This window comes from Streptomyces caniscabiei, from assembly GCF_014930365.1.
Taxonomy (GTDB): Bacteria; Actinomycetota; Actinomycetes; order Streptomycetales; family Streptomycetaceae; genus Streptomyces; species Streptomyces caniscabiei.
In genome coordinates this window covers 56,914-82,615 of record NZ_JABXWI010000027.1, presented here as the reverse complement: position 1 = coordinate 82,615, position 25,702 = coordinate 56,914, and the positions used below count along the sequence as shown (strand labels likewise).

Below are 25,702 nucleotides of genomic sequence, written 5' to 3'. Positions count from 1 at the left end.
ATACGTCCATGAGGCGGCCCGGTGGGGCGCGGACGGTGCGGGAAAACTGACGGCCTGTCGGAACCCGACGGGCGGTTCAGCGGAAGAGTCCTCGGAAGCCGAGGATGAGAGAGCGGCACCGGCGCCCGAGAAGGGCGAAACACACGTGCCAAGGCCAATGTACCACCACCAGTGGCCGTTCGTCGGGGGATTCCTTACCGATGGCTTACCCGTGGCCGTTGAACTGATCTCGCGAGCCCCCCGTACAGATGGGCGCACCGCCAGCGGTCTTCGCACGGAAGGAACGTCGCGTGTCGCTCTTCACGCGCTCCAGCACATCACCCGACGCGGACACATCGTCCGACACGGACGAGACGGTCGGGAAGGACGAGGCGGCCGGGAAGGACGAGGCGAGCGAGCCGTCGGCGGAGGCCGCACCGGCTGCGCCCGCCGCCCCCGTCCGTCGATGGCGGCGGTACCGGACGGCCTTCCAGGAGAAGTACCCGGTCGCCGCGCGGAGCGTGTCGTGGGGTGTCACGGCACTGGCCGCCGCCCTGGTGTTCTTCGCGCTGCTGATGCCCGGCAAGGTCGAGTACTTCGAGGCACGGCAGTTCCTCCGGGTTCCCGTGGAACCGGTCCTCGCCGCCGCCCTGATGCTGGTGCTGCCCCGGCGGCCGAGGCTGGTCGCCGCGGTCGTCATCGGCGTCGGCCTGGCCGCGCTGATGGTGGTGAAGGCGCTCGACATCGGCTTCAACCAGTTCCTCGGCCGGGGCTTCAACGTCGTCCTCGACTGGGGCCTGCTGGACGACGCCGAGTCGTACGTCCAGGACACGCTCGGCTCGACGGGCGCGACGGCCGCCGTGGTCGGTCTCGTCGTCCTGGTGCTGCTGCTGTTCGTCGTCATGGCCCTGGCGGTCGTACGGCTCGTCGGCCTCCTGGTCCGCGACCGGGACCGGGCGACCCGGGGCACGATCGTCGTCGGTACCGTGTGGATCACCTGCGCGGCGCTCGGGCTGACGCCGATCGGGAACACGGCGGTCGCCTCCCGCAACACCATCGGTTTCGTGCAGGACCGTTGGGGCCGGGTCCAGGAGACCCTGCGGGACGAGGCCGCGTTCGCCGCGGAGGCCAAGAAGGACGCGTTCGCCGACGTGCCCGCCGACCGGCTGCTGACCGGACTGCGCGGCAAGGACGTCATGATCACCTTCATCGAGAGCTACGGCCGCGCGGCCCTGGAGGAGCCGGCCATCGCTCCCGGCGTGAACGCCGCCCTCGACGAGGAGGGCAAGGCCCTGGCCGAGGCCGGGTTCGCCGCCAAGAGCGGCTGGCTGACCTCCGCGACGTACGGCGGCAGCAGCTGGCTCGGCCACTCCACGTTCCTGACGGGCCTGTGGATCGACAACCAGAGCCGCTACCGCACCGTCACCGCCGGTGAACGCCTCACGCTGCCCGGCGCGTTCCACAGGAGCGGCGCTTGGCGGACCGTCGGCATCGTGCCCGGGGTGCAGAAGAACTGGCCGGAGGGCGACTTCTACGGCCTCGACAAGGTCTACGACTCCCGCGATCTCGGCTACCAGGGGCCGAAGTTCAGCTGGTCGACCATGCCCGACCAGTACGCCCTCAGCGCGTTCGAGCGTCTGGAGGCCGCGAAGAAGGGCGACAAGCCGCTGATGTCGGAGATCATCCTGACCTCCAGTCACCAGCCGTGGGCCCCGCTGCCGAAGACGGTCGGCTGGGACGAGGTCGGCGACGGCTCCGTCTACCGGGACATCGAGAAGGCCGGCAAGGACCCCGCGGACGTGTTCACCGACCCCGTCAAGGTGAAGGAGGAGTACGGCAAGTCCGTCCAGTACTCGCTGCACAGCCTGCTGCGGTACGTGGAGAAGTACGGGGACGAGAACACCGTCCTGGTCTTCCTCGGCGACCACCAGCCGATGGCCAGCGTCAGCGGCAACGGCGCGAGCCACGACGTACCGGTCACCGTCGTGGCCCACGACCCCGAGGTCCTCGACCGGATCGCCGACTGGGGCTGGTCGGACGGACTGCGTCCCGGCGACGACGCCCCCGTCTGGCGCATGGACACCTTCCGCGACCGCTTCCTGACGGCGTACGGAGAGGAGCCGAAGACGGCCGGCTCGCCCGCGCCGTAGCGGTACGGCGGCGGCGCGGGCGGCCGTGGCGCGCCCGGCTAGCCGTCGAGTTCGAAGATCCCGAACCCGAAGCCCCGTGCGGTGATGGTGCCGTCCGCGATCTCGACGCCCTGCCCCTCCAGGGTGTCGCGGACGGCACGCTCGTTCGGCGAACTCGCCTGGCTGCGCTGGGGGTTGACCACGACCAGATACCGCCCGCCCCGCACGTACACGAACGGGTATCCCGTGTGCAGCACCTCCACCGAGCCGCCGGAGCCCAGTTCGGGGGTCCGGCGGCGCAGGGCGATCAGGCGGTGGACGAGGTGGAGGAGCGAGTCGGCGTCGGCGCGCTGGGCGGCGACGGTCGGGCGGTCGGGGGAGGGATCCACGGGCAGGTAGAGGCGGTCGGCGGGGGCGGTGGAGAAGCCCGCGTTCGGGGTGTCGTCCCACTGCATGGGGGTGCGGGAGCCCGCGCGGTTGTAGTCGGGGCCGAGGACGCTGCCCTCCTTGTCGGGCAGGCCCGGGAGGTAGCGCATGCCGATCTCGTCGCCGTAGTAGATCGCCGGCAGCGTCGGCCAGGTCAGCTGGAAGGCGAAGGCCGCGGGGAGCTGGTCGGGGGTGCGGGGGCCGCAGTTGAGGCGGGAGAAGTCGTGGTTGGCGGTGGGCAGGGAGACGAACCCCGCCCCGTCGACGGCCGCGGTCGCCCGCTGCCAGGCCTCGACGAACGGTCGCGGTGAGCCCCCGCCGTCCGCGTCGAAGAAGCAGTCGAGCGGGTCCCAGTCCGCGTGGACCGTGCCGCCGCCGTTGTTCCACAGCGAGCGCAGGGCGAGGCCGTCGGTGGGGCCGCCGAAGTGGAGGAAGAAGTCGGCGTGGAAACCGGCCGGGACCGACACCTCCGGCTCGCCCCACTCGGCGAGCAGCACGGCGTCGGGGTGGGCGGTGTCCAGCCAGTGCCGCAGTTCCGTCCAGATGCGGGCGGTCTCGGTCCGGTCCGGGTCGTCCTTGACGAGCGACGCGGCCATGTCGACGCGGAAGCCGGACAGACCGAGGCTCAGCCAGTGGTCCATGACCGTGCGGAGGGCGCGGCGGTTGGCGCGCGGCCCGTCGGCGTCGACCGGCAGCCGCCACGGCTCGGCCGGACGAGCGCGCGCGTAACCGAAGTTGAGGGCGGGCTGCGAGTCGAAGAAGTTCGGGAGGTACGCGCCCGGCCGGGTGCCGGGGGAGACGACGAAGCCGTCGGGCTGGCCCTCGGCGGTCCAGATGTAGCGGTGGTCGTCCGGGTCGTTCGCGGAGGCGCGGAACCACGGGTGGTCGATCGATGTGTGGCCGGCGACGAGATCCAGCAGGATCCGGATGCCCCGGCGGCCCGCCTCGTCGACCAGCCGCGCCAGGTCGTCGTTGGAGCCGTAGCGCGGGGCGACGTTCAGATAGTCCGCGACGTCGTACCCGGCGTCGCGGAACGGTGAGACGAAGCAGGGGTTCAGCCAGACGGTGTCGACGCCCAGCCAGGACAGATGGTCGAGACGGTCGGTGATCCCGGGGAGATCCCCGAGGCCGTCCCCGTCGGAGTCGGCGAAGGACTGCGGATAGATCTGGTAGAAGACGGCGTCGGCCAGCCAGGACGGGGCAGGACGGAACGAAGTCATGTCCCGGACCATAGGCGACGGTCCGCGCCCGGCGCTGCCCCGAGCCAGGGCCTAAGCTGAGGCGATGTTCACCCCGCAAGGCCCCAGCCTCCGCGAACTCGCCGTTCAGGCGCTCTCCTCCGTCGAACACGGCTACGACCTGCTCGCACCCAAGTTCGACCGGACGCCGTTCCGTACGCCGGACTCCGTCCTGGAGGCGGTCGAGGCGTTCCTGTCGGCGATGGGCCCGTTCGAGGACGGCCTCGACCTCTGCTGCGGCACCGGAGCCGGGATGGAGGTGCTGCGCGAGGTCTGCCGGAAGAGCGTCACCGGTGTGGACATCAGCGCCGGGATGCTGGCGGTGGGCAGGGAGCAGGTGGGCCCCGGGGGCGCCTCCGCCGACGGCGAGGGACCCCGCCTGTCCTGGGTCCACGGCGACGCCCTCGCCCTTCCGTTCGCCTCCTCCTTCGACCTGACCGTCAGCCTCGGCGCGTTCGGGCACTTCCTGCCGGAGGAACTGCCGCGGCTGTTCTCCGAGGTCCACTCCGTCCTGCGACCGGGCGGGCGTTTCGCGTTCCCGCTGCCGGCGCCCGCCCCGGCCCGCTCCCCCTGGTACTGGGCGGCCCTGGGCTTCGACACGGCGATGCGGGTGCGCAACGCGGTCTGGCGGCCGCCGTTCGTCATGTACTACCGGCCGTTCCGACTCGGTGTCGTACGGCCCGAGTTGGAACGCGCCGGTTTCGAGGTGGAACTGTTCGCGCTGCCCGAGTTCGGCCGGCGGCCCGACGGCAGCCCCCGCTGCCGCATGGTGGTGGCCACCCGCGAGGGCTGACCGGGACCGGCCGGCCAAGCCTCAACGAGTGGACTTCGCCGCCGACTTGATCAGCGCGGTCACCTTGTCCGGGTGGGACATCATCACCACGTGCGAGGAGTTGACCTCGACGGTGTGCGAGCCCGCCCGCTTCGCCTGGAAGCGCTCCAGCGCGGGGGAGATCGTCTTGTCCCCGGTGGCGACCATGAACCAGGAGGGGATCGTGCGCCACGCCGCGGCCTGCGCCGTGGACTCGAACGCCGAGAGGCTGACCGGGCGTTGGGACACCGCCAGCACCGACGTCTGCGAACGCGGCAGGTCACCGGCGAACACGTCGTGGAACTTGTCGGGCTTGATCGCCACATCGGTGTGTCCGGCCCCGTCCGGCAGTCCCTCCAGCGCCGGAAGCAGTTCGGAACCGGGGAAGCGGTTCGCCAGTTCGCCGAGCACCTCGCCCTTGTCGGGCATGAACGCCGCCACGTACACCAGTGCCTTCACCTCCGGCACGGACGCGGCGGCCTCGGTGACGACGGCGCCGCCGTAGGAGTGCCCGACGACGATCTTCGGACCGTCGATCGTGCCGAGGAGCGAGGCGAGATACGCGGCGTCCGGCTGCAGGCCCCGGAGCGGGTTGGCCGGGGCGACGACCGGATAGCCGGCCTTCTTCAGCCGCGAGACGACCCCGGACCAGCCGGAGGCGTCCGCGAACGCGCCGTGGACCAGGACGACGGTGGGCTTCGGTGACGTCCGTTCGGTCGCGGGGGCGGCGGCCGACGGGACGACCGTCGCGGTGAGCATCCCGACCGTGACGGCGACGCCCAGGATCAGAGGACGGTGATGTCTGCGCATGTGTGTGACAGCTCCTGACGAGGTCGAGAGATCGGCGTCGAAGGACCGCTGTTCGCTTCAGGGGGACAGCGAAGGACCACAGTTCGCTCGGGGTCGATACTGGCATCGGTCGAGGTGCCGGGATCGACTGAGCGTGCACTGACGCAGGACTCTCCGTGCAGGACGAGCACACCCCGGACCCGCATGGGGGCCGACTCATGGCTCACAGCGCGCTGTAGACCGCCTCCACCAGTGCCGTCTTGCGCGGGTCGTCGGCGATGTGCGGACCCATGCGGTTCATGACGTAGCCGAGGGAGACGCCGGCCTCCGGGTCGGCGAGACCGCAGGAGCCGCCGTAGCCGTCGTGGCCGAAGGCCCGGGGATTCGGTCCGTACGAGCCGTGCGGACCGCTCAGCCACAGCCCCAGCCCGATCTCCGTGTCCCGGCCGAACCCGGCGCCGAGCACCAGGTCACGGCAGGCTCCCTGTCCCTCACGGACCCGCTCGGCCGCCTTCGCGGACAGCACCTCCCGGCCGCCCCAGGTGCCGCCCGCCGCGAGGATCCCGTACAGCGCGGCCACCGCCCGCGCGGTGCCGTGGCCGTTGGCGGCCGGCACCTCCGCGGCCCGCCACTCGAGGGTGTTGGCCTCCGCCGCGCCGACCAGCGGGTTGGCGAGGGCGGCCAGCGCGGTGGGCGTCAACTGGGCGAAGACCGCCGCCTGTTCACTGGTGGTCGCGGCCGGCGGATGCACCAGCTCGGCCGCGAGGGACGCCTGCGCCTCGGGCAGCCCGATGGTGAAGTCGATGCCGAGCGGCCCGGTCACCTCCCGCGCCAGGAACGCGCCCGGCAGCAGCCCCGACACCCGCCGGACCACCTCACCGACGAGGAAGCCGAACGTCATGGCGTGATACCCGGATTGCGTGCCCGGCTCCCACCACGGCTCCTGCGCGGCGAGCCGTTCGACGGTCAGCTCCCAGTCCTGGAGCTGCTCGAACGACAGCGGCTCGCGCGGCCCCGCGAGCCCCGACCGGTGCGACAGCAGATGCCGGACGAGGACGCCCTCCTTGCCGGCCGCCGCGAACTCCGGCCAGTACACGGCCACCGGGGCGTCCAGGTCGAGCAGTCCCCGGTCGGCGAGGACGTGCGCGCACAGCGCGGTCGCGCCCTTGGTCGTCGACCAGACGTTGACCACGGTGTCCCGCTCCCAGGGGCGGGTCCGCGCCGCGTCGGCCCAGCCGCCCCACAGGTCCACCACGGTCTCCCCGCCCAGCGTCACCGTGACCGCCGCCCCCAGCTCGTCACGCTCGGCGAAATTCTCCTCGAACGCGTCGCGCACGGCCGCGAACCGCGCCTCGCAGTGACCCTGAACCTGAGACTCGGACATGAACCCCTCCGTCGCCCGCCGCCGCGCGCCGGGACGTGGGCCGCCCGGCCTCCCCGAACATACCGACTGGTCGGACAGGAGGGAAGCTGTGCGGCGGAGGCGGCCTCACCCGCCCCGCGGGGTCCGCGACAGGAACATCGGGCGGGAGGGCTCCGTGCGCACCGGGATCAGATGCCAGTAGTCACGGGTCTCCACGGCCAGGCCGGCCGCGTCGAACCGGACGAAGACACAGCCGGCGAGCGTCTGCGGCTCCTGGTCGACCTCGGACAGCACCCGGAACTCGGCGACGGCCACACCGTCCTGGCCGATCACCGGGTCCGAGAAGCGCACGTCGTCCACCCGCTCGTCGGCGAAGGACCAGCGCAGATACGCGGCGAGTTCGTCGCGGCCCCGGTGCGGCTCCCGGAAGGGCATCGAACGGTGCACACAGTCCGGCGCGTACAGCTCCAGGATCGCGTCCACGTCATGGGCGGCCCATGCCCCCTGCCACACCCCCACGAACCGCCGGGCGGCCTCCGCCGTGTCCATGCCGGCCGCCCCCCCTCAGAGGTGGGAGGCCAGCCAGCGCAGCTTGACCGCCTCCTGGTAGGGGCCGCCGCCCTCGTGGTCGTTGAAGTCGTAGACCTCGATGCGCTTGTTCGCCTCGGCCCAGGCGTTGAAGGCGGCGAAGACCGTGGACGGCGGGCAGGTCTGGTCCTCCAGTGCCGCCGAGAACAGCGCCGCGGCCCGGCCGCGCGCGGCGAAGTGCACGCCGTCGAAGTAGGAGAGGGTGCGTCCCACCTGCTCCGTGCGGCCGCGGTGGGTCTTGAGGTACTTGCCGATCTCGCGGTAGGGATCCCGGTCGGTGATGGTGGTGGAGCGCGGGAAGTCGCACAGGAACGGCACGTCGGGCGCGACCGCCACCAGGTCGGGGACCAGCCCACCGACCGCGATCGAGATCCCGCCGCCCTGGCTGGAACCGACCACGGCGGTGCGCGCGGCGTCGGTCCGCGGATGCGCGCGGGCGGCCTCCACCGCGCGTACGGCGTCGGTGTAGACCCGGCGGTAGTAGTAGTTCTCGGGGGCGTCGATGCCCCGGGTCATGAAGCCGGGGAAGGCGGGCGCGCCGGCCACCGGGTCGGCGGTGTCGCCGCCTCCGCCCCAGGCGCTGCCCTGGCCCCGGGTGTCCATGACGAAGTGCGCGTAGCCCGCGGAGGCCCACAGGAGGTGGGTGTGGGACAGGCCGCGACCGCCGCCGTAGCCGATGAACTCCACGACGGTGGGCAGCGGTTCGGTCGCCCCGGCCGGGAGGACCAGCCAGCCCTTGACCGGGTGGCCGCCGAACCCGGAGTAGGTGACGTCGTACACCTCGACCGTCTTCAGCTGCGTGTCGACCGGCTCGAAACGGGCGTCCAGGTCGTGCTCGCGCGCCTCCTGGAGCGTCTTCGCCCAGAAGGCGTCGAAGTCCTCGGGCTCGGTCGAAGCGCTTCGATAACCACGGAGCTCGTCCAACGGCAGGTCGAACAGGGCCATGAAGGACCACCTTTTGAGTTCTGAGGTGCGGATGATCACACCGTACGTGGGGCGTCGCGGGCCCGCCAAGGGGATCTTTCCGGGACCGCGACGCCCCACGGTTCACCCGCGGTGGGTGCCGGGGCTCACCGCTGGTCGGCCCCGACCAGGGCCCGGACCTCGAAGTCCTCGTACACGCTCTCGTCCTCCCGGGGACCGAGACGCGAGCCGAGCCAGCCCAGCAGGAAGCCCGCGGGGATCGACACGATGCCCGGGTTCTGCAGCGGGAACCAGGCGAAGTCGGCGTGCGGATAGACCGACCCGGGGGTGGAGGAGACCACCGGCGAGAACAGCACGAGCACCACCGAGCCGGCCAGACCGCCGTACAGGCTGAGCAGGGCGCCGCGCGCGGTGAACCCCCGCCAGAACAGGCTGTAGACGATGGTCGGCAGGATGGCGGACGCGGCGATCGCGAAGGCGAGGAAGGCGAGCGTGGCGGTGTTGGTGCCCCAGGCGAGGAGGGCGAACATCATGCTCAGGACGCCCAGGATCACCGCGGCGATCCGGGCCACGCCCAGTTCCTGCGTCTCCTTGGCCCTGCCCTTGCGGATCACCTCGCCGTACAGGTCGTGGGCGACGGAGGAGGCCGCGGCGAGCATGAGGCCGGCGGCGACAGCGAGCAGCGTGACGAAGGCCAGGGCCGAGACGATCGCGGTGAGCACCTCGCCGCCCAGCTCGTGGGCGAGGAGCAGGACGGCGGCGTCGCCCTTGTGGTCGATGTCGGCGATGGTCTCCCGGCCGACGACGGCCGTGGCGCCGAGGCCCAGCACGCCGGCCATCAGGCACACGAACGCGACCAGGCCCACGGCCCAGACCACCGAGGCGCGCAGCACCCTGGTCCGGCGTGGCGCGAAGAGCCGCATCATGACATGGGGGAGGGCGGCGAGTCCGAGCACGATGGCCAGTTGCAGACTGAAGAAGTCGATCTTGCTGATGGGTCCGGCCCCGTAGCGCAGACCGGGCTGGAGATAGGCGTCGCCCAGTCCGCTGCCCGCGGTGGCGGACGCCAGCAGTCCGTCGATGTTCCAGTCGAAGCGGTTCAACACCAGGACCGCGACCACCGTGACCCCGGCGACGAGCATCACGGCCTTGACCACCTGGATGAACGTCGCGCCGGGCATGCCGCCGATGGCCGCGTAGATCGTGACGATGGTGCCGATGATGATCACGATCATCGTGCGGGTGGTCGGGCCGGGTTCGCCGACGAACTGGGTCATCAGCGCGATGCTGCCGACCAGTTGGGCCACCAGGTACAGGGTGCACACGGAGAGCGTGCAGATCGCGAGGGCGAGCCGGACCTGCCGCTGCCGCAGCGGCAGCCGTCGGGCCAGGGCGTCGCCGAGGGTGAACTTCCCCGCGTTGCGCAGGGGTTCGGCGATGAGCAGCAGCACCATCATCCAGGCGACGACCGTGCCGCCGAGGTAGAGCAGACCGTCGTACCCGGTGAGGGCGACCAGGCCGGTGCTGCCGAGCAGGGTCGCCGCCGAGAGGTAGTCACCGCACATGGCGAGGCCGTTGCGCAGCGGCGACATGTCACGGTTGCCGAGGTAGAACTCGCCGATCTCGTCCCGTTGCGGCGCCGTCAGCAGGGCGGTGAACAGGGTGATCACGACGACGGACAGGAACAGTACGAACGTCAGCCGCAGGCTGAACGCGTCGGCCACGCTCGCGGAGAAGGTCACCATGCGCCGAACCGCCGTCCGGCCGGAACCCGACGCCGCTCGGCCTCGTCCTCCTCGATCTGTGTCCGGAGCCGCCGGACGACCGGGTCGATCTTCTCGCGCATGTGCCGGACGTACAGGAACGCGGTCACACCCATGACGGCGAACTGCGCCAGGCCGAGGGCCAGCCCGAGCGTGAGATGTCCGATCAATCGCTCGTTCATCACTCCTGGCGCGAAACTCGACAGGAGGACGTACGACAGGAATCCACCGACCGACAACGCGGTCGCCACTATCCCGAATCTGCGATATGCCGCGTTTATCGAACGGAATTCAGGGTGGGCGTGGATAAGCTGTCGGCCGGTCCGTGCGGGGGGAGACGGGACGGAACTGCCGTACCGTGCCGCGTGGTTGGACACAATGCACCCTCTTCGCTGCCTTATGCCTGTGGGGGAAAGCGGAGTATGGCAGCAACGCAATTGAAGTATCAACTGCGTCGAGGAAGTGGATTTTGTGGATGTTTCGAGGGTGGCCGACATGCGCTGCGCAGCTATTACCTGAGAATTGTTCGCGTTCCTTCCCGTGCCGCGTCAGGCCCAGCGGTGTCCCCAGTCGGGCCCCGTCCGCGCCCACTCCTGCTCCCATTCGGCGAGCCGGTGCCGAATGGCGATGCGGCGGACCACGACATGCCCGAGGAGCACGACGGCGACGGCGCCGCCCGTGGCGCAGGTCCCCATGGCCAGCGCGTGCTGCCAGACGGCGGTGGCGGTCGGCGGCGGCTGGACGCTGTGCCCGGCCTCGTCCAGCCACACATCGGCGCGATCGCCCCGGTCGGTGCCCGCCGGCACCCGGGCCTCACCGGTGCGGGAGCCGCCGTCGGGTTCGGTCCACCGGGCACCCACCCAGTACAGGGGCTGCCGGCCGCCGTGCGCCGAGGGCATGGCGGCGGGCGCCTTCTCGACGACCACGGCACTGACCCGGTCCAGCGCGGCCCGCTCGGCCGCGGCGTGCGCCCGCGCGTCCCCGTGGGCCCAGCGGCCCACCGCGACCCCCACGGCCGGGGCGACCACGACGAGCAGCAGCACGACGCACAGCACCGTCCACGCCTCGACGACGTCCGAGCGTCGCCGCAGCGGATTGGCGCGCCAACGCCATCCGAAGACCTGGCCTCGCATCTCGCCCTCCCTCACCGGCACGGTCCTCGGACACGAGAACCCCGGTTAGGACTGGTCCGCACTTCCGGTGTACCCGAAAGAGGGCGGGATGGCATGGTTTGCGCCAGAAATCATGGCGCGAAGGGTCAGCCGAAGCGCTCGATGCGAATGCGGTCGACCGGCTGTCCGGCCGCCACCAGCAGCCGCGAGGCGTGCTCGGCGAACGCGTTGGAGCCGCACACGTACGCCTCCCACCCGCCCGTCGGCGGCTCGGCCAGCGCCGTCGCCACGTGCGCCGCCGACAGCCGCCCCACCGGCGCCCCCTCGGGCGCCCGCCGCGTGAACACGGCCGTGGTCTCCGCGCCGTACTCCGCCGCGTAGATCAGCTCCTCCGGCCCGCGCGCGGACACCAGCAGCCGCAGGGGTACGTCGAGCGCCCGCAGGCGGTGGTGGCGGAGCATCGACATCAGCGGGACGACACCGGAACCGGCACCGACCAGCAGCGCGGGCCGGTCCCCGGGCCAGGCGAAGAAACCACTGAGCGGGCCGCGCACCTCCACCGAGTCGCCCGGCCGGGCCTCGGTGTGGAACCAGCCGGACACCTCACCGCCCTCGACGTGGTCCAGGGTCAGCTCGATGTGCCCCGCGTCGTCCGGCGGGGACGCCAGCGAGTAGTGCCGCTGCGCCGTGTAGCCGTCCCGGGCGGTCAGCCGCAGCATCAGATGCTGTCCCGGCAGATGCCCCGCCCACCCGGGCACCGCGAACCGGAACGTGGACACCAGGGGCGTCTCGCGCCGGATCTCCGTCAGCGTGGCCGTCTGCCACAGGGCCGCCGTCCGGTTGCTCACGGCGATACGGCCGGGCACGGCGAACCGGGTCGGCGGCGAGAAGGCCGTGTGCGGCGCGCCGGCCGTCCGTGACGTGATCGGCGCGATCGGCGGGTACGGGGCTGTCGTCTCAGTCACCGGAGTACCGCTGCTCCTCCCACGGGTTGCCCCGCGCGTGGTAGCCGTTCTGTTCCCAGAAGCCGGGCTCGTCGTGGTCGAGCAGCCGCAGGCCCGCGATCCACTTGGCGCTCTTCCAGAAGTACAGATGCGGCACCAGCAGCCGCGCCGGACCGCCGTGCTCGGCGGGCAGCGGCCGGCCGTCGTACTCCCAGGCGATCCAGGCACGCCCGCCGGTGAGATCGGCGAGCGGGAGGTTCGTGGTGTAGCCGCTGTGCGCGTACGCGACCACATGCGTGGCGGACGCGTCGGGCCGGACCGCGTCCCAGAACGCGTCCAGCGAGACGCCCCCGAAACGCACCCCGAACTTCGACCAGCTCGTCACACAGTGGATGTCGCCCTCGTACACCGACGCGGGCAGCGCGTGCGCCTCGTCCCAGTCCCAGGAGCGGGGCTCCGCCACCAGGCCGTCGATCCGGAACGTCCAGTCGGCGGGTGTCAGGTCGGGCGTGACCTCGGCCGACAGGACGGGCCAGTCGTCGCCGGCGTCGTACTGGCCGGGCGGCAGTCCTGGATGCCGGCCGCGGGAGCGTCCGGTGAAACCTCGGGTGACGTTCATGGGGGTCCAACGTGACGGCGGTGGTTGCTGGTCACTCCACGGTACGTGCCGCCGGAGCGGGCCCCGGCCCCGGGGGCGGCCGGCGATCATTGCGGCCGCGTGAACTCCGCGGCGCCCCGGGAATAGGGGCGCGGCGATCTTCCTTGCCGTCAGTGGCCGGTCCGGGTGGACCGGTCGCCCCGGCGCCGGCCACCGGACGGGCCGGGCAGGCGGAGCAGGCCGGACACGTGGGCCGGCGCGAAGGCCGGGCCGGACGACGGCGGAGCGGAGTGGGAGAGCGCATGACCGAGTACACGACGGGCGGGGGCACGGGCACGGACACCGTGCCGCATGTCCTCGACAACCCCGCCCTCGCCTCCCTCGCCGGGCCGCACGCCCACTTCGCCGAGCGGCGCGGCCGGGTGCTGCGGTATCCGCTGGACGTCTCGCCGTGGCTGGCCCTGCCCGACGAGCCGGACGACGCCGACTGGGCCGACCTCGCGGCCCTGGCGGGTCCGGGCGCCGAGGTCCCGGTCCCGGCCTACGACAGGGGCTTTCCGGCCGGCTGGGAGGTGACCTTCGACCTGGCGGGCGTGCAGCTCGTCGACGACGGCGTCGCCGCGGCCCCGGACGAGGAGGCCGTACGGCTCGGTCCGACGGACGTGCCGGAGATGCTCGCCCTCGTCGAGCGCACCCAGCCCGGCCCCTTCCTGCCGCGCACCGTCGAGATGGGCACCTACCTCGGCATCCGCCGGGACGGCGCGCTGGTCGCCATGGCCGGTGAGCGGCTGCGGCCGCCGGGCTGGACCGAGATCAGCGCGGTCTGCACCGACCCGGCCTTCCGTGGCGCCGGCCTCGCGACCCGCCTCGTCCTCGCCGTCGCCCACGGTATCCGCGAGCGCGGCGAGACCCCCTTCCTCCACACCGCTGCCGCCAACACGACCGCCACCCGCCTCTACGAGTCCCTCGGCTTCCGCGTCCGCCGTACCACCCGCTTCATGGCGGCCCGGGTACCGGCGCCCGCGACGGGGGAGGAGCGGGTGAGCGTGTGAGGGGGGAGGGGACGAGGCGGGGCCCGCGCCCTGACGGGGCGCCGGCCCGCGGACGACCTGCGAGCGAGAGGGGCCGAAGGGGCGCGGCCACCCGCTCGAAGGGCCCCGGCGAAGCCGTTCGGCAGGGCCGTCGTGGAGCCGCTCGGCGTCTTGAGAACCGGTCGTGACCATGGGGTAGGGTTGCCGGGCCAGTCAGCACGTGGACCGAGGAGGTGGGACCCATTACCGCTGTGTCAGGTCGGGTGCTCTCACCTCAACACGACGCGGTGCGCCGCCGCTAGGCCATCGCGGGAGCGCCCTTCGGCCCACCGAAAGGCTCCTCGGCTGTCATGCCACTTCTGTCCCTCACCTCTGTCGTCACGGCCCTGCGCGCCGCCGGTTGCGTCTTCGCCGAGGACGAGGCGGAGCTGATCCTCTCGACCGCCCGCACCCCCGACGAGGCCGCCGCCATGATCGACCGGCGCGTCGCGGGCCTCCCTCTCGAACTCGTCCTCGGCTGGGCGGAGTTCGCCGGCCTGCGTATCACCGTCGAACCCGGTGTGTTCGTCCCCCGCCGCCGCACCGAGTACCTCGTCGAGCAGGCCCTCGCGACCGCCCCCGGCGCCCGCGTCGTGGTCGACCTCTGCTGCGGCTCCGGCGCGGTGGGCGCCGCCCTGGCCGCGTCGCTCGACGGCGCCGAACTGCACGCCGCCGACATCGACCCGGCGGCCGTCCGCTGCGCCCGCCGCAATATCGCGCCCTGCGGCGGCCACGCGCACGGGGGCGACCTCTTCGCCGCGCTCCCCGACCGCCTGCGCGGCCGGGTCGACATCCTCGCGGCGAACGTCCCCTACGTCCCCACCGGCGAGGTCCCGCTCCTGCCGAGCGAGGCCCGCGACCACGAACCCCTGGTCGCCCTCGACGGCGGCACGGACGGTCTCGACGTGCTGCGCAGGGTGGCCGCCGGGGCCCCCGACTGGCTCGCCCCCGGCGGCTGCCTCCTCGTCGAGACGAGCCGGCGCCAGGCCCCGCTCGCCCTCGACACCTTCCGCCGCTCCGGCCTCACCGCCCGCACGGCCGTCTCGGAGGAGGAACACGCCCACGTGGTCATCGGCACCAGAGTGTGAGAGGCCCGGCGTCCCGATGTGGCCTTGCCCTCAGTCATTGTGCAACTAGTTGCACAATCGGCGTGGCGTCGTCTACAACCGTGCTGACGACGCCACGCACGGAGGGCCCCATGAGCCGTTACCCGCATCTGCTGAGCCCGCTCGACCTGGGCTTCACCACGCTCCCCAACCGCGTGCTCATGGGCTCCATGCACGTGGGCCTGGAGGAGGCCGAGCGCGGTTTCGAGCGCATGGCCGAGTTCTACGCGGCCCGGGCGCGCGGGGGAGTGGGCCTCATCGTCACCGGCGGCATCGCGCCCAACGAGGCCGGCCGGCCGTACGAGGGCGGCGCCAAGCTCACCACCGACGCCGAGGCCGACAAGCACCGCGAGATCACCGACGCCGTGCACCGCGAGGGTGGCCGCATCGCGATGCAGATCCTGCACTTCGGCCGGTACGCCTACCACCGCGACCTGGTCGCGCCGAGCGCCCTCCAGGCCCCCATCAGCCCGTTCGTCCCGCACGCGCTCACCGACGCCGAGGTCGAGCAGACCGTCGACGACTACGCGAACGCGGCCCGCCTCGCCCGCCGCGCCGGGTACGACGGCGTCGAGATCATGGGCTCCGAGGGCTATCTGATCAACGAGTTCATCGCCGCCGGGACCAACCACCGCGACGACCGCTGGGGCGGCTCCTACGAGAACCGCACACGCTTCCCCCTCGAGATCGTGCGCCGAGTGCGCGAGGCCGTCGGCGAGGACTTCATCGTCGTCTACCGGCTGTCCATGCTCGACCTCGTCCCCGGCGGCTCCACGCTCGACGAGGTCATCACGCTGGCCAAGGCCGTCGAGGCGGCCGGGGCGACCATCATCAACACCGGCATCGGCTGGCACGAGGCCCGTATCCCCACCATCGCCACCTCGGTGCCGCGCGGCGCGTACAGCTGGGTGACGAAGAAGCTGATGGGCGAGGTCTCCGTCCCGCTCGTCACCACCAACCGCATCAACACCCCGGAACTGGCCGAGGAGTTGCTCGCCGACGGCCATGCCGACATGGTGTCGATGGCCCGCCCGATGCTCGCCGACCCGGACTTCGTCAACAAGGCGCGCGAGGGCCGCTCCGACGCCATCAACACCTGCATCGGATGCAACCAGGCCTGCCTGGACCACACCTTCAGCGGCAAGATCACTTCCTGCCTGGTCAATCCGCGCGCCTGCCACGAGACGGAACTCGTGCTCTCCCCGACCCGGCGGCGCAAGCGCGTCGCGGTCGTCGGCGCGGGCCCGGCCGGCCTCGCCTGCGCCGTGAGCGCGGCCGAACGCGGCCACGAGGTCACGCTCTTCGACGCGGCGAGCGAGATCGGCGGCCAGCTGAACGTCGCCCGCCGGGTCCCCGGCAAGCAGGAGTTCGACGAGACGCTGCGCTACTTCCGCGCGCAACTCGACGCGCACGGCGTCGACGTACGCCTGAACACCCGGGTCACCGCCGACGACCTCACGACGACGGCGTACGACGAGGTCGTCGTCGCCACCGGTGTCACCCCCCGCACCCCCGAACTCCCCGGCGTCGACCACCCCAAGGTCCTCGGCTACCTGGACGTCCTGCGGGACGGCGCCCCCGTCGGCGACCGCGTCGCGATCCTCGGCGCCGGCGGCATCGGCTTCGACGTCGCCGAGTTCCTTACCGACGGCGGGGAGAAGACGAGCGAGGACCCGGCCGCGTACTTCCGGCAGTGGGGCGTCGACATGGAGTACCGCGCCCCCGGCGGCCTCGCCGCCCCCGAGCGGCCCGCCCCGCCGCGCTCGGTCCACCTCCTCCAGCGCAAGACCAGCAAGGTCGGCGGCGGACTGGGCAAGACCACCGGCTGGATCCACCGCACCGAACTCAAGCACCGGGGCGTCACCATGGTCCCCGGTGTCCGGTACGACCTGATCGACGACGCCGGGCTGCATGTCACCGTCGACGGCGTCCGCCAGGTGCTGGAGGTCGACACCGTCGTCCTGTGTACCGGCCAGGACCCGCGCCGCGACCTCTACGACGACCTGGTCGCCGCCGGGCGCTCCGCGCACCTCATCGGCGGCGCCGACGTGGCGGCCGAACTGGACGCCAAGCGGGCGATTCTGCAGGGCACGGAGGTGGCGGCGGCGCTGTAGGAGACGTCGCGGGAGTCCGTCCGAGGGGGTGCGTGCGGCCGTGGCGCACCCCCGGCCTTCCTAGGATGAGCCCATGTCACTCCCGCACGCGATCCTCACCGCCCTGCTCGAGAAGCCCTCGTCGGGCCTGGAGCTGACCCGGCGGTTCGACAGGTCGATCGGCTACTTCTGGTCGGCGACGCACCAGCAGATCTATCGCGAGCTCGGGAAACTGGAGGGCGAGGGCCACATCCGGGCCCTGCCCTCCGAACGGCCCGCCCGGGGCCAGAAGAAGAGCTACGAGGTGCTGCCGGCCGGCCGCGAGGAACTGGCCCGCTGGACCTCCGCGCCCCAGGACCCCAAGCCGTGGCGCGACGCGCTCTTCGTCCGGCTGCGCGCCGCGGCCGTGGTCGGCACCGAGGGCCTGGAGGACGACCTGCGGCGCCATCTCACGCTGCACCGGCGGACGTTGGCGGAGTACGAGAAGATCGAGGAGCGGGACTTCGGGCCCGGCCGCGACACCGCCCAGGACCGGCTCCAGCATCTGATCCTGCGGGCGGGGATCGACCTGCAGACCTTCTGGACGCAGTGGCTGACGAACGCCCTGGAGGAGTTCGCGACGCTGCCGGGGGACACCGGCGGCGGCGAGAGCGGGAGCGCCGAGCAGGAGAGCGCCGACGGGGAGTAGGCGGCCGTACGCCTCACGGGCCGCCGCTCGCCCGGGCATCGGGACGGGCGAGCGGCGGGGGTCAGAGGCGGTGCGGCTTCGCCCGGCGGCGCAGGTACCAGACGGCCGCTCCGGTCCCGAGGGCCACCAGCGCCCCGCCGCCGACGAGGGTGACGGTGCCGTACTCCCGGGTCGCCCCGCCGACGCCGCCCATGACGCCGCGTGCGGGCGAGGCCGTCGTGGAGATGGTGGGGGTGGCCGCCGTGACGATGACGGACTGGGTGCCCGCCGTGGTCCCGTCCTTGCACACCACGATCACGGTGTAGGTGCCCGGGCCCACGTTCGCCCACGAGGCGGACTGGGCGGTGCTGGTGCCGGTGAGGGTCACCTGACGCCCCTGGGAGAAGTTCGCCTGCCCGCCGGAGAGCAGGGAAGCGGTGCCGAACGTGCCGTTGGTGCTGTCGGGGCAATCGCTCGTGGTCACGCTGACCGAGGAACCCGTGGTGCTCACCGAGATCCCCGCCGGGACCGCCGCGGCCGGCTGCGCGGTCAGGGCGATCGGCAGCGCGGCGGCGGCCACCGTCAGGCCGGAGCGGAGGAGTAGCTGAGACGTACGCATGGTCTGCCCTCCAGCGGCACGGTGACGGCACATCCCTTGCGCCGCCGAGGATCGGGGGACCCGTGCTGCCTCAGGGGTGAGCCAACGTGCCCCGCGCCGCGCCCGCATGCGGACGACACCCGGGCAGGTGACGGATACCGCCGTGCGGGGGACGGCACGTGCTCACCCGCCGGTGGTGACCGTCCGCTCCACCGAGAACCCGCCCCAGGTGCCGTCCGGCAGCTTCGCCCGGATCCGCACGCGGTACGTCACCCCGGCCTCCCTCCCCACGTGGAAGCTGTACGTGGCCCGGCCCCGGGGCGGCGTCCCGCCCCAGACGAGGGTGGTCGCCGGCCGCCCGTCGAGCTGGATGTCGTACTCCGTGACCACCCCGTCGACGCGCGGCGGCAGCCAGGACAGCTCGACGGAGTACGCCCCGTCGTCCCGGCGTGCCGTCGCGCGGAATCCGGTGGGCGCGGTGCCCCGCCCGGCGTCCGCTCCCGGAGCGGTGCGCAGCCGTGCCGTCGCGCTCTCGGGCGAGGCGTTGTCCGCCGCGTCCCGTGCCCGCACGGTGAAGGAGTAGCGGGTGCCGGGCCGCAGTCCCGTGACCACCGCCGCCGCCTGTTCCCCGCCCACCGAGTGGATCTTCGAGCCGCCTTGCAGGATGTCGTACGACACCACGTCCCGGTCGTCCGTCGACGGCTCCCAGGACAGCCGCACCGTCCCGCTCCCGAGCACCTTCCCGTCGAGGCGCCCCGGCCGGCTCGGGGCCCGCCGGTCGGCCGTCCCGGCGGCGGGGGTCGTCGCCCGCACCTGCGCACTCGGCGGCCCGAGGTCCCCGGAGGCGCCGCGGGCCCGCACGGTGAACACATACGTGGTGGAGGGCCGGAGCCGGGTGACGTCCACCATGTGCGCGTCGCCCGGGACGTCCCGCACCTTGGTGCGCCCCCGGTACACCTCGTACCCGGCGATCTCCGTGTCCCCGGGCGCCCGGTTCCACATGACGTGCACGCTGGTGGCGCTGCCCGCGTCGGCGGTGACGCCGGGCGGGGCGGGCGGCGGGCTGCCGCCGGGGCGCTCCCGCGTCGCGCAGCCGGCCGTGAGGAGCAGTGAGCCACAGAGCGTCGGCACCAGGACGAGTGCCGGCACAAGGACGCGTCGCACGTTCATGCCCCCTCGGTCGTCGTGCCACGACGGGATTGGTCTGTACCTATCTCCATGTATGGCACGACTGACGCGGTCACATCAAGGGGTGGGGCAGTGGTGACCGTGGTTCACGACACGGCCGGCGGCTACGTATGCTGGTGCTCCTGCACGGCGTGAACTCGCCCGCGTGTCAAGCCAGTTCATGCCGTACGGCGCGGGCCGCTGTCGTCGCCGATCCCGCGCCGACTAAGGCGGCCGAGCGGCCGGGACCGAATCCGGCCCGGCCCTCGGCCGCGCACCCGCGCACCGGAGGCGCGGTGGTCCGTCCGGCCCCCTCCCGGTGGCCGTCCTCTCCGACCCGCACCACCTTTGGGTGAGTGTCCGTCATGTCTCCCCAGGAGAGGGTTCCTCATCGTGCGTCTCCGCTCGTTGACGCTGGCCGCCGTCGGCGCCGCCCTGCTGGCCCCCGTCGCCCTGCCCGCCCTGGCCCATCCGCAGCGCCTCGTGCAGTACGAGGGCGGTGTGACCGCCGCCGACCTGCTGGCCAGGGCGCGCGGCTGTGTGCGGGTCTCCGAGGGGCTGTACAGCAGTGACGCGGGGAAGCCGGCCGTGATCCCCGTCTGCGGTGTCGACGGCGCGGTGTACTGGAAGGCCGACATGGACATCGACTGCGACGGCCGGCCGAGTCCGCGCTGCAACCGCGAGACCGACCCGTGGTTCCAGCCCGCCACGTCGTTCCTGCAGTCCGACGGGCGATACCTCCGCTCCGAGAGCCTGCCGTTCGTCGTGGTGCCCGCGCCGAGCCGCGTGTGGGACTTCCGGGTCCACGGCATCAAGGGCGGTTCGGTCGCCGCCGTCGTCCACGGGAACCGGGTCGAGTACGCCGTCGTGGGCGACACCGGCCCGCAGAACATCATCGGCGAGGCCTCCTACGCCACGGCCAAGGCGCTCGGCATCCGCCCCGACCCGCGCACCGGCGGCACCGCCTCCGGGGTCACCTACATCGTCTTCGAGGACTCCGGGGTGACCCCGATCGAGGACCACGGGGCGGCGGTCGAACTGGGCGAGAAACGCGCCCGGCAGTGGGTGGAGGGAGCGGTGGTGCGCCGCGGCGTGACCATGCGGGGCGGGGCGACGAACTGACTGGGGGAGCGCCGGCACTCCGGGAGCGCCAAGGCTCTGGGAGCGTCGGCCGGTCGTTCGCCGCGCTCCCCGAAACGGTCTCCCGTGTGAGCCGGGCGCACCCTCCGGGGCCCGCCGCCGGGTGGGGCGGGGCCCCGGAGCCTCACTCCTTCCGGTACGAGTACGCCTCCGACGCCGCGGCCGCCACCGCCGTGAGGTCCGCGCCCGTCGAGGCCGTGACGACCGCCGCGACGGCGCCCTCCACGAACGGGGCGTCCACCAGCCGCGTGTCGGCCGGGAGTTCGTCGCCCTCGGCGAGGAGCGCCTTCACGGTGAGGACCGCGCTGCCGAGGTCGGTCAGGACCGCGACCCCGGCGCCCCGGTCGACGGAGGCGGCCGCCGCCGCGATCAGCTCGGTGCTGGTGCCCAGGCCCCCGCCCTCGGTGCCCCCGGCGGTGGCGACGGGAACCGAGGCGCCCGCACCGGCGAGCCCCCGCGCCAACTCGGCCACCGAGGCGGCGACGGCGGCGCTGTGCGACACCAGCACGATGCCCACCCGCTTCTCCTCAGACATCGGCGGCCTCCGCGTCGGCGGTGGCGGCGAGCGCCGCGATCAGCAGCGCGGCGGAGGTGGCACCGGGATCCTGGTGACCGATGCTCCGCTCGCCCAGATAGCTGGCCCGGCCCTTGCGGGCCTGCAACGGAGTCGTCGCCACCGCGCCCTCCTCGGCCGCCGCCCGCGCGGCGGCGAACGACTCGGCGAGCGCGTCGACCGCCGGGACCAACGCGTCGATCATGGTCTTGTCCCCGGGTGCCGCCCCGCCCAGCGTCATCACCGCGTCCACACCGGCGCGCAGCGCGTCCGTGAGCTGGGCCTCGTTCACCTCGGCGGCGTCGCCGAGCGCCTTGCCGGTGCGGCGCAGCAGGGTGCCGTACAGCGGGCCGGACGCGCCGCCGACGGTCGAGATCAGCTGCCGTCCGGAGAGCACGAGGACGGCGCCGGGCGTGTCCGGTGGCTCTTTCTCCAGCGAGGCCGCCACGGCGGCGAACCCGCGGCGCAGGTTGCTGCCGTGGTCGGCGTCCCCGATCGGCGAGTCGAGCGCCGTGAGCCGCTCGGCCTCGCGTTCCACCGAGGCCGTTGTGGCCTTCATCCAGCGACGGAAGAAATCGGCGTCGAGCACGGAATCTCCTTGCGTGGTAGGTGACGTGACTGGTGGTGAGGGTGCTGCCGAGGGCGGGCCCGGCCCCTTCGCGGCGGTCCCGTCCGGCCCGCTCACACGCCCCAGCGCAGACCGGGGGTCCGTACCGGCGCGTCGTACAGCCGCAGCAGCTCCTCGTCGACCTGGCACAGCGTCACCGACGCGCCGGCCATGTCGAGCGAGGTGACGTAGTTGCCGACGAGGGTGCGGGCCACCGCGACCCCGCGCTCGGTGAGCGCCCGCTGCACCTCCGCGTTGAAGCCGTACAGCTCCAGCAGGGGCGTGGCGCCCATGCCGTTGACGAGCAGCAGCACCGGGTTGCGGGGGCTCATGTCGTCCAGAACGGCGTTCACCGAGAAGTCGGCGATCTCCCGCGAGGTCATCATGGCGCGCCGCTCACGCCCCGGCTCACCATGGATACCGACGCCCAACTCCAGCTCGCCGGCGGGGAGATCGAAGGTGGGGCTGCCCTTGGCCGGGGTGGTGCAGGCGCTCAGGGCCACCCCGAAGCTGCGGGAGTTCTCATTGACCTGCCGGGCCAGCGCCTCGACCCGCTCCAACGGCTGCCCCTCCTCGGCGGCGGCGCCCGCGATCTTCTCCACGAACAGCGTCGCGCCCGTGCCGCGCCGCCCGGCGGTGTAGAGGCTGTCGGTGACGGCGACGTCGTCGTCGACGAGGACCTTGGCGATCTGGATGCCCTCCTCCTCGGCGAGTTCGGCGGCCATGTCGAAGTTCAGCACGTCCCCGGTGTAGTTCTTCACGATGAACAGCACCCCGGCGCCGCTGTCCACGGCCGCCGCCGCCCGCAGCATCTGGTCCGGCACGGGGGACGTGAACACCTCCCCGGGACAGGCCGCCGACAGCATCCCGGGCCCCACGAACCCACCGTGCAGCGGCTCGTGGCCCGAACCGCCCCCGGAGACCAGCCCCACCTTCCCGGCCACCGGGGCGTCCCGCCGCACCACCACCCGGTTCTCCACATCCACGGTCAGCTCGGGATGCGCGGCCGCCATACCCCGCAACGCGTCCGCGACGACGCTCTCGGCCACGTTGATCAGCATCTTCATGTCTGTCTCCCGGTGAGGTCGGTAGGTGTGGTCATGACCCGCGTACGGCCAGGTCGGAGCGGCCACCGTGGCACTCCGTCGGGCAGCCCCACGGTGCGGGCACCCGGCAGGTCCCCTTCCACGGCCCGGCGGGTGGCGAAACGAGCGTAGTGCCAGGCCAGTTGAGTGCGGTACCGCCACCGCCCGACCCGATCCGGAGGAAGGCAGCCCTCGACAGCATCCTCCATCCAGGAGCCCGGGCCTGCCATCGCACCGGAACCGGTGGAAACCGGCGCCGGGCGCGCAGGGCCCGCGACCTCCCGTACCCGCCGGGTGGCGGGGGTGCGCCGGACCTTCGCCGGATACTCCGGGCGCGGGCTGTTCCACAGCCTGGACACATGACCCAGAACGCAGACGGCACGGTCGTCGTCCCACCTGGTGCCCCCTCCACCGAAGCCCTGGTGAGCGACCCGGGCGCAGCGCCCGGGACCACCCGTCCCCAGGCCGGGCGCCTGATCGGCGTGGACCTGGCACGCGGGCTCGCGGTCCTCGGGATGTACGCGGCCCACGTCGGCCCCGACCCCTCCGACGGCGGCACGACCGGCTTCCTCATGGAACTGGCGCACGGCCGTGCCTCGGCGCTCTTCGCCTTCCTCGCGGGCTTCTCGATCATCCTGATGACCGGCCGTCGCGCCCCGAAGACGGGCCGGGCCGGCCGCCAGGCGGTCGCCAAGGTCGTGATCCGGGCACTTCTCCTGCTGGCCGTGGGCACCGCGCTCACCCTGTCCGGCACTCCGGTCGAGGTGATCCTCGCCTTCTACGGCGTGTACTTCCTGATCGTCCTGCCGCTGTACCGGCTCGGCGCCCGCTCGCTGGCGCTCGTCGCGGCGGCCGGCGCCCTGGTGCTGCCGCAGGTCCTGTACCTGGTCCAGCGCCTGCTCCAGGAGAGCGAGCCCGGTGGCCTCTGGGTCTGGCCGGCGAACGCCGACGGCATCCTCTCCCTGATGTTCACCGGGAGCTACCCGGTCCTGACCTGGATCCCGTTCGTCGTCGCCGGTATGGCCGTGGCCCGTCTCGACCTGGCCGCCACCGCCGTACGCATACGCCTGGCGATCACCGGCGCGGGCCTGGCCGTGCTCGGCCACGGCGGGTCGTACCTCGCCCTGCGTCTGGTCCCCGGCGCCATGAAATCCCTCGCCGAGGGCGGCTGGGGCGACAGCGGTGCCGTGGCGTCGGCCTGGTGGTCGGACACCTGGGGCTACCCGAGCGGCACCCCCGCCGGCCTGCTGGTGGCGTCGCCGCACAGCGAGACGACGCTGTCGATCCTGGGCAACACCGGAGTCGCGATCGTGGTCCTGACCGCCTGTGTCGCCGCGATCGACGCCTTCCCCCGCCTGCACCGCGCGGCCCGCCCGGTGATCGCGGTCGGCACGATGTCGTTGACCGCGTACGTCTTCCACATCCTCGGGATCCACCTGCTCGGCATCGAGGAACTGCCCGGATCCCCGCTGCATGTGCTGCTGGGCTTCATCGCCGCCGTGACCGTGTTCGCGACCCTCTGGTCCCGCTTCTTCCGGCGCGGCCCCCTGGAGTGGTTGCTCGGCAAGGCGACCAGGCCGGCCGAACTGGTCCGCTGACCCGGCCGACACCCCCGTCGCCCCGACCGGCGGCCCTGGCTTCCCCTTCCCCACACGGCCTTCCCCAAGCGGCTTTCCCACACGGCCCTCCCCCATGGATTGGAACCCCTCGATGCTGTTCAACCCGCTTCCGAACCCGAACCGCGACCGTTCGGCACAGCCGAAGCGCTTCTCCAGAACCCTGATCGCCGCCACCGTTGCGACGAGCGTGGCCGCCGCCGGTCTCACCCTCGGGGCGGCCACCGACTCCGATGCCAGGACCACGCGGGAGGAGAGCAGGTCGCTCGACCAGCTGTACGCGGCGGCGAAGGCCGAGGGCGGGCGGCTCGTCGTGTACGCGGGAGGCGACTGGAAGGACCAGCAGGACGAGACGAAGGACGCCTTCGAGAAGCGCTTCCCGGGCGTCGAGATCGAGATGGTGGTCGACTACAGCAAGTACCACGACGCCCGGGTCGACAACCAGCTGGCGACGGACAGCCTGGTGCCCGACGTCGTGCAACTGCAGACGCTGCAGGACTTCGAGCGCTGGAAGCGGCAGGGAGTGCTGCTGCCGTACAGGCCGGCCGGGTTCGGCAAGGTGCACAACCGGTTCAAGGACGCCGACGGCGCCTGGATCGCCACCGACGTCCTGGCCTTCGGCGCCGCGTACAACAAGGCTCTCGTCGGCCGGGACGCACCCGACAGCGTCCGGGACTTCGCCGATCCGAGGTGGAAGGGCCGCATCGCCTCCGCCTACCCGAACGACGACGACGCGACGCTCTACCTCTACAGCCGGTACGTGAAGAAGTTCGGCTGGAAGTGGCTGCGGGACATGGCCCGCAACACCGAGTTCCTGCGCGGCTCCGACTCCGCCGGCAACCGGATGGCCGCCGGGGAGAAGGCCATCGGCCTCGGCGGCTGGGTCACCCCGGACGCGGGGAACGACCCCGAGGCCACGACGGTCGGCATGCTGCCCGCGACGGGCGACCCGTTCGTGGCCTGGGGACAGCGCGAGGCGATCATGCGGGACGCCCGGCACCCCGCCGCCGCCAAGCTGTTCCTCAACTGGCAGCTGTCCAAGGAGCGTCAGACCAGTGACGGCTGGTCGGTGCGCACCGATGTCGCTCCGCCGACCGGGCTGAAGAGGGTCTGGCAGTACCGCGACGCCGACATCGACGGTTTTCCGGCGTTCATGCGGAACCGGGCCGAGGCCGAGCGGACGCGTCAGCGGATGACGGTCTACATCGGCGAGGTCGAGGGAGCCCCGACGCCGGGCCGCCTGGGCACCCACCCCGGTACCGCGAAGCCGTAGGGAGCGGGGTGGGCCACGCGCCGCCGTGCTTCCCCCGACACGTGCCGTGCGCGGTCGCACCGG

Annotated in this window: 24 protein-coding genes; 9 read left to right on the top strand and 15 right to left on the bottom strand. The window is 72.6% G+C overall.

All coding sequences use genetic code 11. The features are described 5' to 3' along the window. Nucleotides 1-290: 290 nt before the first annotated feature. Nucleotides 291-2,129 (top strand): alkaline phosphatase family protein, encoded by a 1,839-nt coding sequence (locus HW837_RS43350; RefSeq protein ID WP_193382726.1) that lies wholly within the window; start codon nucleotides 291-293, stop codon nucleotides 2,127-2,129. Between the two features lie 38 nt (nucleotides 2,130-2,167). Here the strand turns inward: HW837_RS43350 and HW837_RS43345 are convergent, their stop codons facing one another. Continuing rightward, nucleotides 2,168-3,754 carry an alpha-amylase family glycosyl hydrolase gene (locus tag HW837_RS43345; RefSeq protein ID WP_193382727.1) on the bottom strand — a complete coding sequence of 529 codons (1,587 nt, stop codon included), beginning with the start codon at nucleotides 3,752-3,754 and terminating at the stop codon, nucleotides 2,168-2,170. Nucleotides 3,755-3,818: 64 nt separating this feature from the next. Between HW837_RS43345 and HW837_RS43340 the strand changes: the two genes are divergently transcribed. Further along, on the top strand, nucleotides 3,819-4,565 hold the full coding sequence (locus tag HW837_RS43340; protein ID WP_045555756.1) for a class I SAM-dependent methyltransferase: 747 nt from the start codon (nucleotides 3,819-3,821) through the stop codon (nucleotides 4,563-4,565). 21 nt (nucleotides 4,566-4,586) lie between these two features. Here HW837_RS43340 and HW837_RS43335 read toward each other — a convergent pair whose 3' ends face one another. The 9 genes from HW837_RS43335 to HW837_RS43295 all read right to left on the bottom strand — a co-directional run bounded on the left by HW837_RS43335 (nucleotide 4,587) and on the right by HW837_RS43295 (nucleotide 12,685). Next, nucleotides 4,587-5,393, bottom strand: a complete 807-nt coding sequence (locus HW837_RS43335) for an alpha/beta fold hydrolase (RefSeq protein ID WP_045555755.1) — start codon at nucleotides 5,391-5,393, stop codon at nucleotides 4,587-4,589. A gap of 202 nt (nucleotides 5,394-5,595) precedes the next feature. Further along, nucleotides 5,596-6,756 (bottom strand): EstA family serine hydrolase, encoded by a 1,161-nt coding sequence (locus tag HW837_RS43330; RefSeq protein ID WP_045555754.1) that lies wholly within the window; start codon nucleotides 6,754-6,756, stop codon nucleotides 5,596-5,598. A gap of 105 nt (nucleotides 6,757-6,861) precedes the next feature. Continuing rightward, a complete protein-coding gene (locus tag HW837_RS43325) occupies nucleotides 6,862-7,284 on the bottom strand; it encodes a nuclear transport factor 2 family protein (protein WP_045555753.1) in 423 nt (140 codons plus the stop codon). 15 nt (nucleotides 7,285-7,299) lie between these two features. Continuing rightward, nucleotides 7,300-8,268, bottom strand: a complete 969-nt coding sequence (locus tag HW837_RS43320; protein ID WP_045555752.1) for an acetylxylan esterase — start codon at nucleotides 8,266-8,268, stop codon at nucleotides 7,300-7,302. 125 nt (nucleotides 8,269-8,393) lie between these two features. Further along, complete coding sequence (locus tag HW837_RS43315) at nucleotides 8,394-9,992, bottom strand: solute symporter family protein (protein ID WP_045555751.1); 1,599 nt, start codon at nucleotides 9,990-9,992, stop codon at nucleotides 8,394-8,396. Then, nucleotides 9,986-10,507, bottom strand: coding sequence for a DUF485 domain-containing protein (locus HW837_RS43310; protein ID WP_078853287.1), 522 nt, complete (start codon nucleotides 10,505-10,507; stop codon nucleotides 9,986-9,988). The genes HW837_RS43315 and HW837_RS43310 overlap by 7 nt, the downstream gene beginning before the upstream one ends. Nucleotides 10,508-10,558: 51 nt before the next feature. Next, nucleotides 10,559-11,143, bottom strand: coding sequence for an Rv1733c family protein (locus tag HW837_RS43305; RefSeq protein ID WP_045555885.1), 585 nt, complete (start codon nucleotides 11,141-11,143; stop codon nucleotides 10,559-10,561). A gap of 125 nt (nucleotides 11,144-11,268) precedes the next feature. After that, nucleotides 11,269-12,048, bottom strand: a complete 780-nt coding sequence (locus HW837_RS43300) for a ferredoxin reductase (RefSeq protein ID WP_045555884.1) — start codon at nucleotides 12,046-12,048, stop codon at nucleotides 11,269-11,271. Nucleotides 12,049-12,079: 31 nt separating this feature from the next. After that, the gene (locus HW837_RS43295) at nucleotides 12,080-12,685 is read right to left on the bottom strand and encodes a sulfite oxidase-like oxidoreductase (RefSeq protein ID WP_045555750.1); all 606 of its coding nucleotides are present in this window, start codon (nucleotides 12,683-12,685) and stop codon (nucleotides 12,080-12,082) included. Nucleotides 12,686-12,966: 281 nt separating this feature from the next. Between HW837_RS43295 and HW837_RS43290 the strand changes: the two genes are divergently transcribed. From HW837_RS43290 to HW837_RS43275, 4 genes are all read left to right on the top strand, one after another. Next, nucleotides 12,967-13,716 carry a GNAT family N-acetyltransferase gene (locus HW837_RS43290; RefSeq protein ID WP_045555749.1) on the top strand — a complete coding sequence of 250 codons (750 nt, stop codon included), beginning with the start codon at nucleotides 12,967-12,969 and terminating at the stop codon, nucleotides 13,714-13,716. A gap of 329 nt (nucleotides 13,717-14,045) precedes the next feature. Further along, the gene (locus tag HW837_RS43285) at nucleotides 14,046-14,822 is read left to right on the top strand and encodes a putative protein N(5)-glutamine methyltransferase (protein WP_045555748.1); all 777 of its coding nucleotides are present in this window, start codon (nucleotides 14,046-14,048) and stop codon (nucleotides 14,820-14,822) included. 110 nt (nucleotides 14,823-14,932) lie between these two features. Next, nucleotides 14,933-16,954, top strand: coding sequence for an NADPH-dependent 2,4-dienoyl-CoA reductase (locus HW837_RS43280; protein ID WP_193382728.1), 2,022 nt, complete (start codon nucleotides 14,933-14,935; stop codon nucleotides 16,952-16,954). Between the two features lie 73 nt (nucleotides 16,955-17,027). After that, nucleotides 17,028-17,621, top strand: a complete 594-nt coding sequence (locus HW837_RS43275; RefSeq protein WP_045555746.1) for a PadR family transcriptional regulator — start codon at nucleotides 17,028-17,030, stop codon at nucleotides 17,619-17,621. A gap of 61 nt (nucleotides 17,622-17,682) precedes the next feature. Here the strand turns inward: HW837_RS43275 and HW837_RS43270 are convergent, their stop codons facing one another. Together HW837_RS43270 and HW837_RS43265 are read right to left on the bottom strand one after the other, a co-directional pair. After that, nucleotides 17,683-18,219, bottom strand: a complete 537-nt coding sequence (locus HW837_RS43270) for a hypothetical protein (RefSeq protein WP_045555745.1) — start codon at nucleotides 18,217-18,219, stop codon at nucleotides 17,683-17,685. A 162-nt stretch (nucleotides 18,220-18,381) separates the two neighbouring features. Continuing rightward, on the bottom strand, nucleotides 18,382-19,368 hold the full coding sequence (locus tag HW837_RS43265) for a fibronectin type III domain-containing protein (protein WP_093788972.1): 987 nt from the start codon (nucleotides 19,366-19,368) through the stop codon (nucleotides 18,382-18,384). Between the two features lie 390 nt (nucleotides 19,369-19,758). On the opposite strand from HW837_RS43265, the gene HW837_RS43260 reads away from it, so the two are divergent. Beyond that, the gene (locus tag HW837_RS43260) at nucleotides 19,759-20,487 is read left to right on the top strand and encodes a glycoside hydrolase family 75 protein (protein WP_045555743.1); all 729 of its coding nucleotides are present in this window, start codon (nucleotides 19,759-19,761) and stop codon (nucleotides 20,485-20,487) included. Between the two features lie 142 nt (nucleotides 20,488-20,629). Here HW837_RS43260 and HW837_RS43255 read toward each other — a convergent pair whose 3' ends face one another. The 3 genes from HW837_RS43255 to dhaK all read right to left on the bottom strand — a co-directional run bounded on the left by HW837_RS43255 (nucleotide 20,630) and on the right by dhaK (nucleotide 22,732). After that, a complete protein-coding gene (locus tag HW837_RS43255; protein WP_045555742.1) occupies nucleotides 20,630-21,040 on the bottom strand; it encodes a PTS-dependent dihydroxyacetone kinase phosphotransferase subunit DhaM in 411 nt (136 codons plus the stop codon). After that, complete coding sequence (gene dhaL / locus HW837_RS43250; RefSeq protein ID WP_045555741.1) at nucleotides 21,033-21,647, bottom strand: dihydroxyacetone kinase subunit DhaL; 615 nt, start codon at nucleotides 21,645-21,647, stop codon at nucleotides 21,033-21,035. Before dhaL ends, HW837_RS43255 begins: the two co-directional genes overlap by 8 nt. Nucleotides 21,648-21,739: 92 nt before the next feature. Then, the gene (gene dhaK / locus HW837_RS43245) at nucleotides 21,740-22,732 is read right to left on the bottom strand and encodes a dihydroxyacetone kinase subunit DhaK (protein WP_045555740.1); all 993 of its coding nucleotides are present in this window, start codon (nucleotides 22,730-22,732) and stop codon (nucleotides 21,740-21,742) included. A gap of 377 nt (nucleotides 22,733-23,109) precedes the next feature. Here dhaK and HW837_RS43240 point away from each other — a divergent pair, with 377 nt between their 5' ends. Then, nucleotides 23,110-24,348 carry a DUF418 domain-containing protein gene (locus HW837_RS43240; protein ID WP_045555739.1) on the top strand — a complete coding sequence of 413 codons (1,239 nt, stop codon included), beginning with the start codon at nucleotides 23,110-23,112 and terminating at the stop codon, nucleotides 24,346-24,348. Between the two features lie 94 nt (nucleotides 24,349-24,442). Then, nucleotides 24,443-25,639 carry an ABC transporter substrate-binding protein gene (locus HW837_RS43235; protein WP_237270637.1) on the top strand — a complete coding sequence of 399 codons (1,197 nt, stop codon included), beginning with the start codon at nucleotides 24,443-24,445 and terminating at the stop codon, nucleotides 25,637-25,639. Nucleotides 25,640-25,702: the final 63 nt, after the last annotated feature.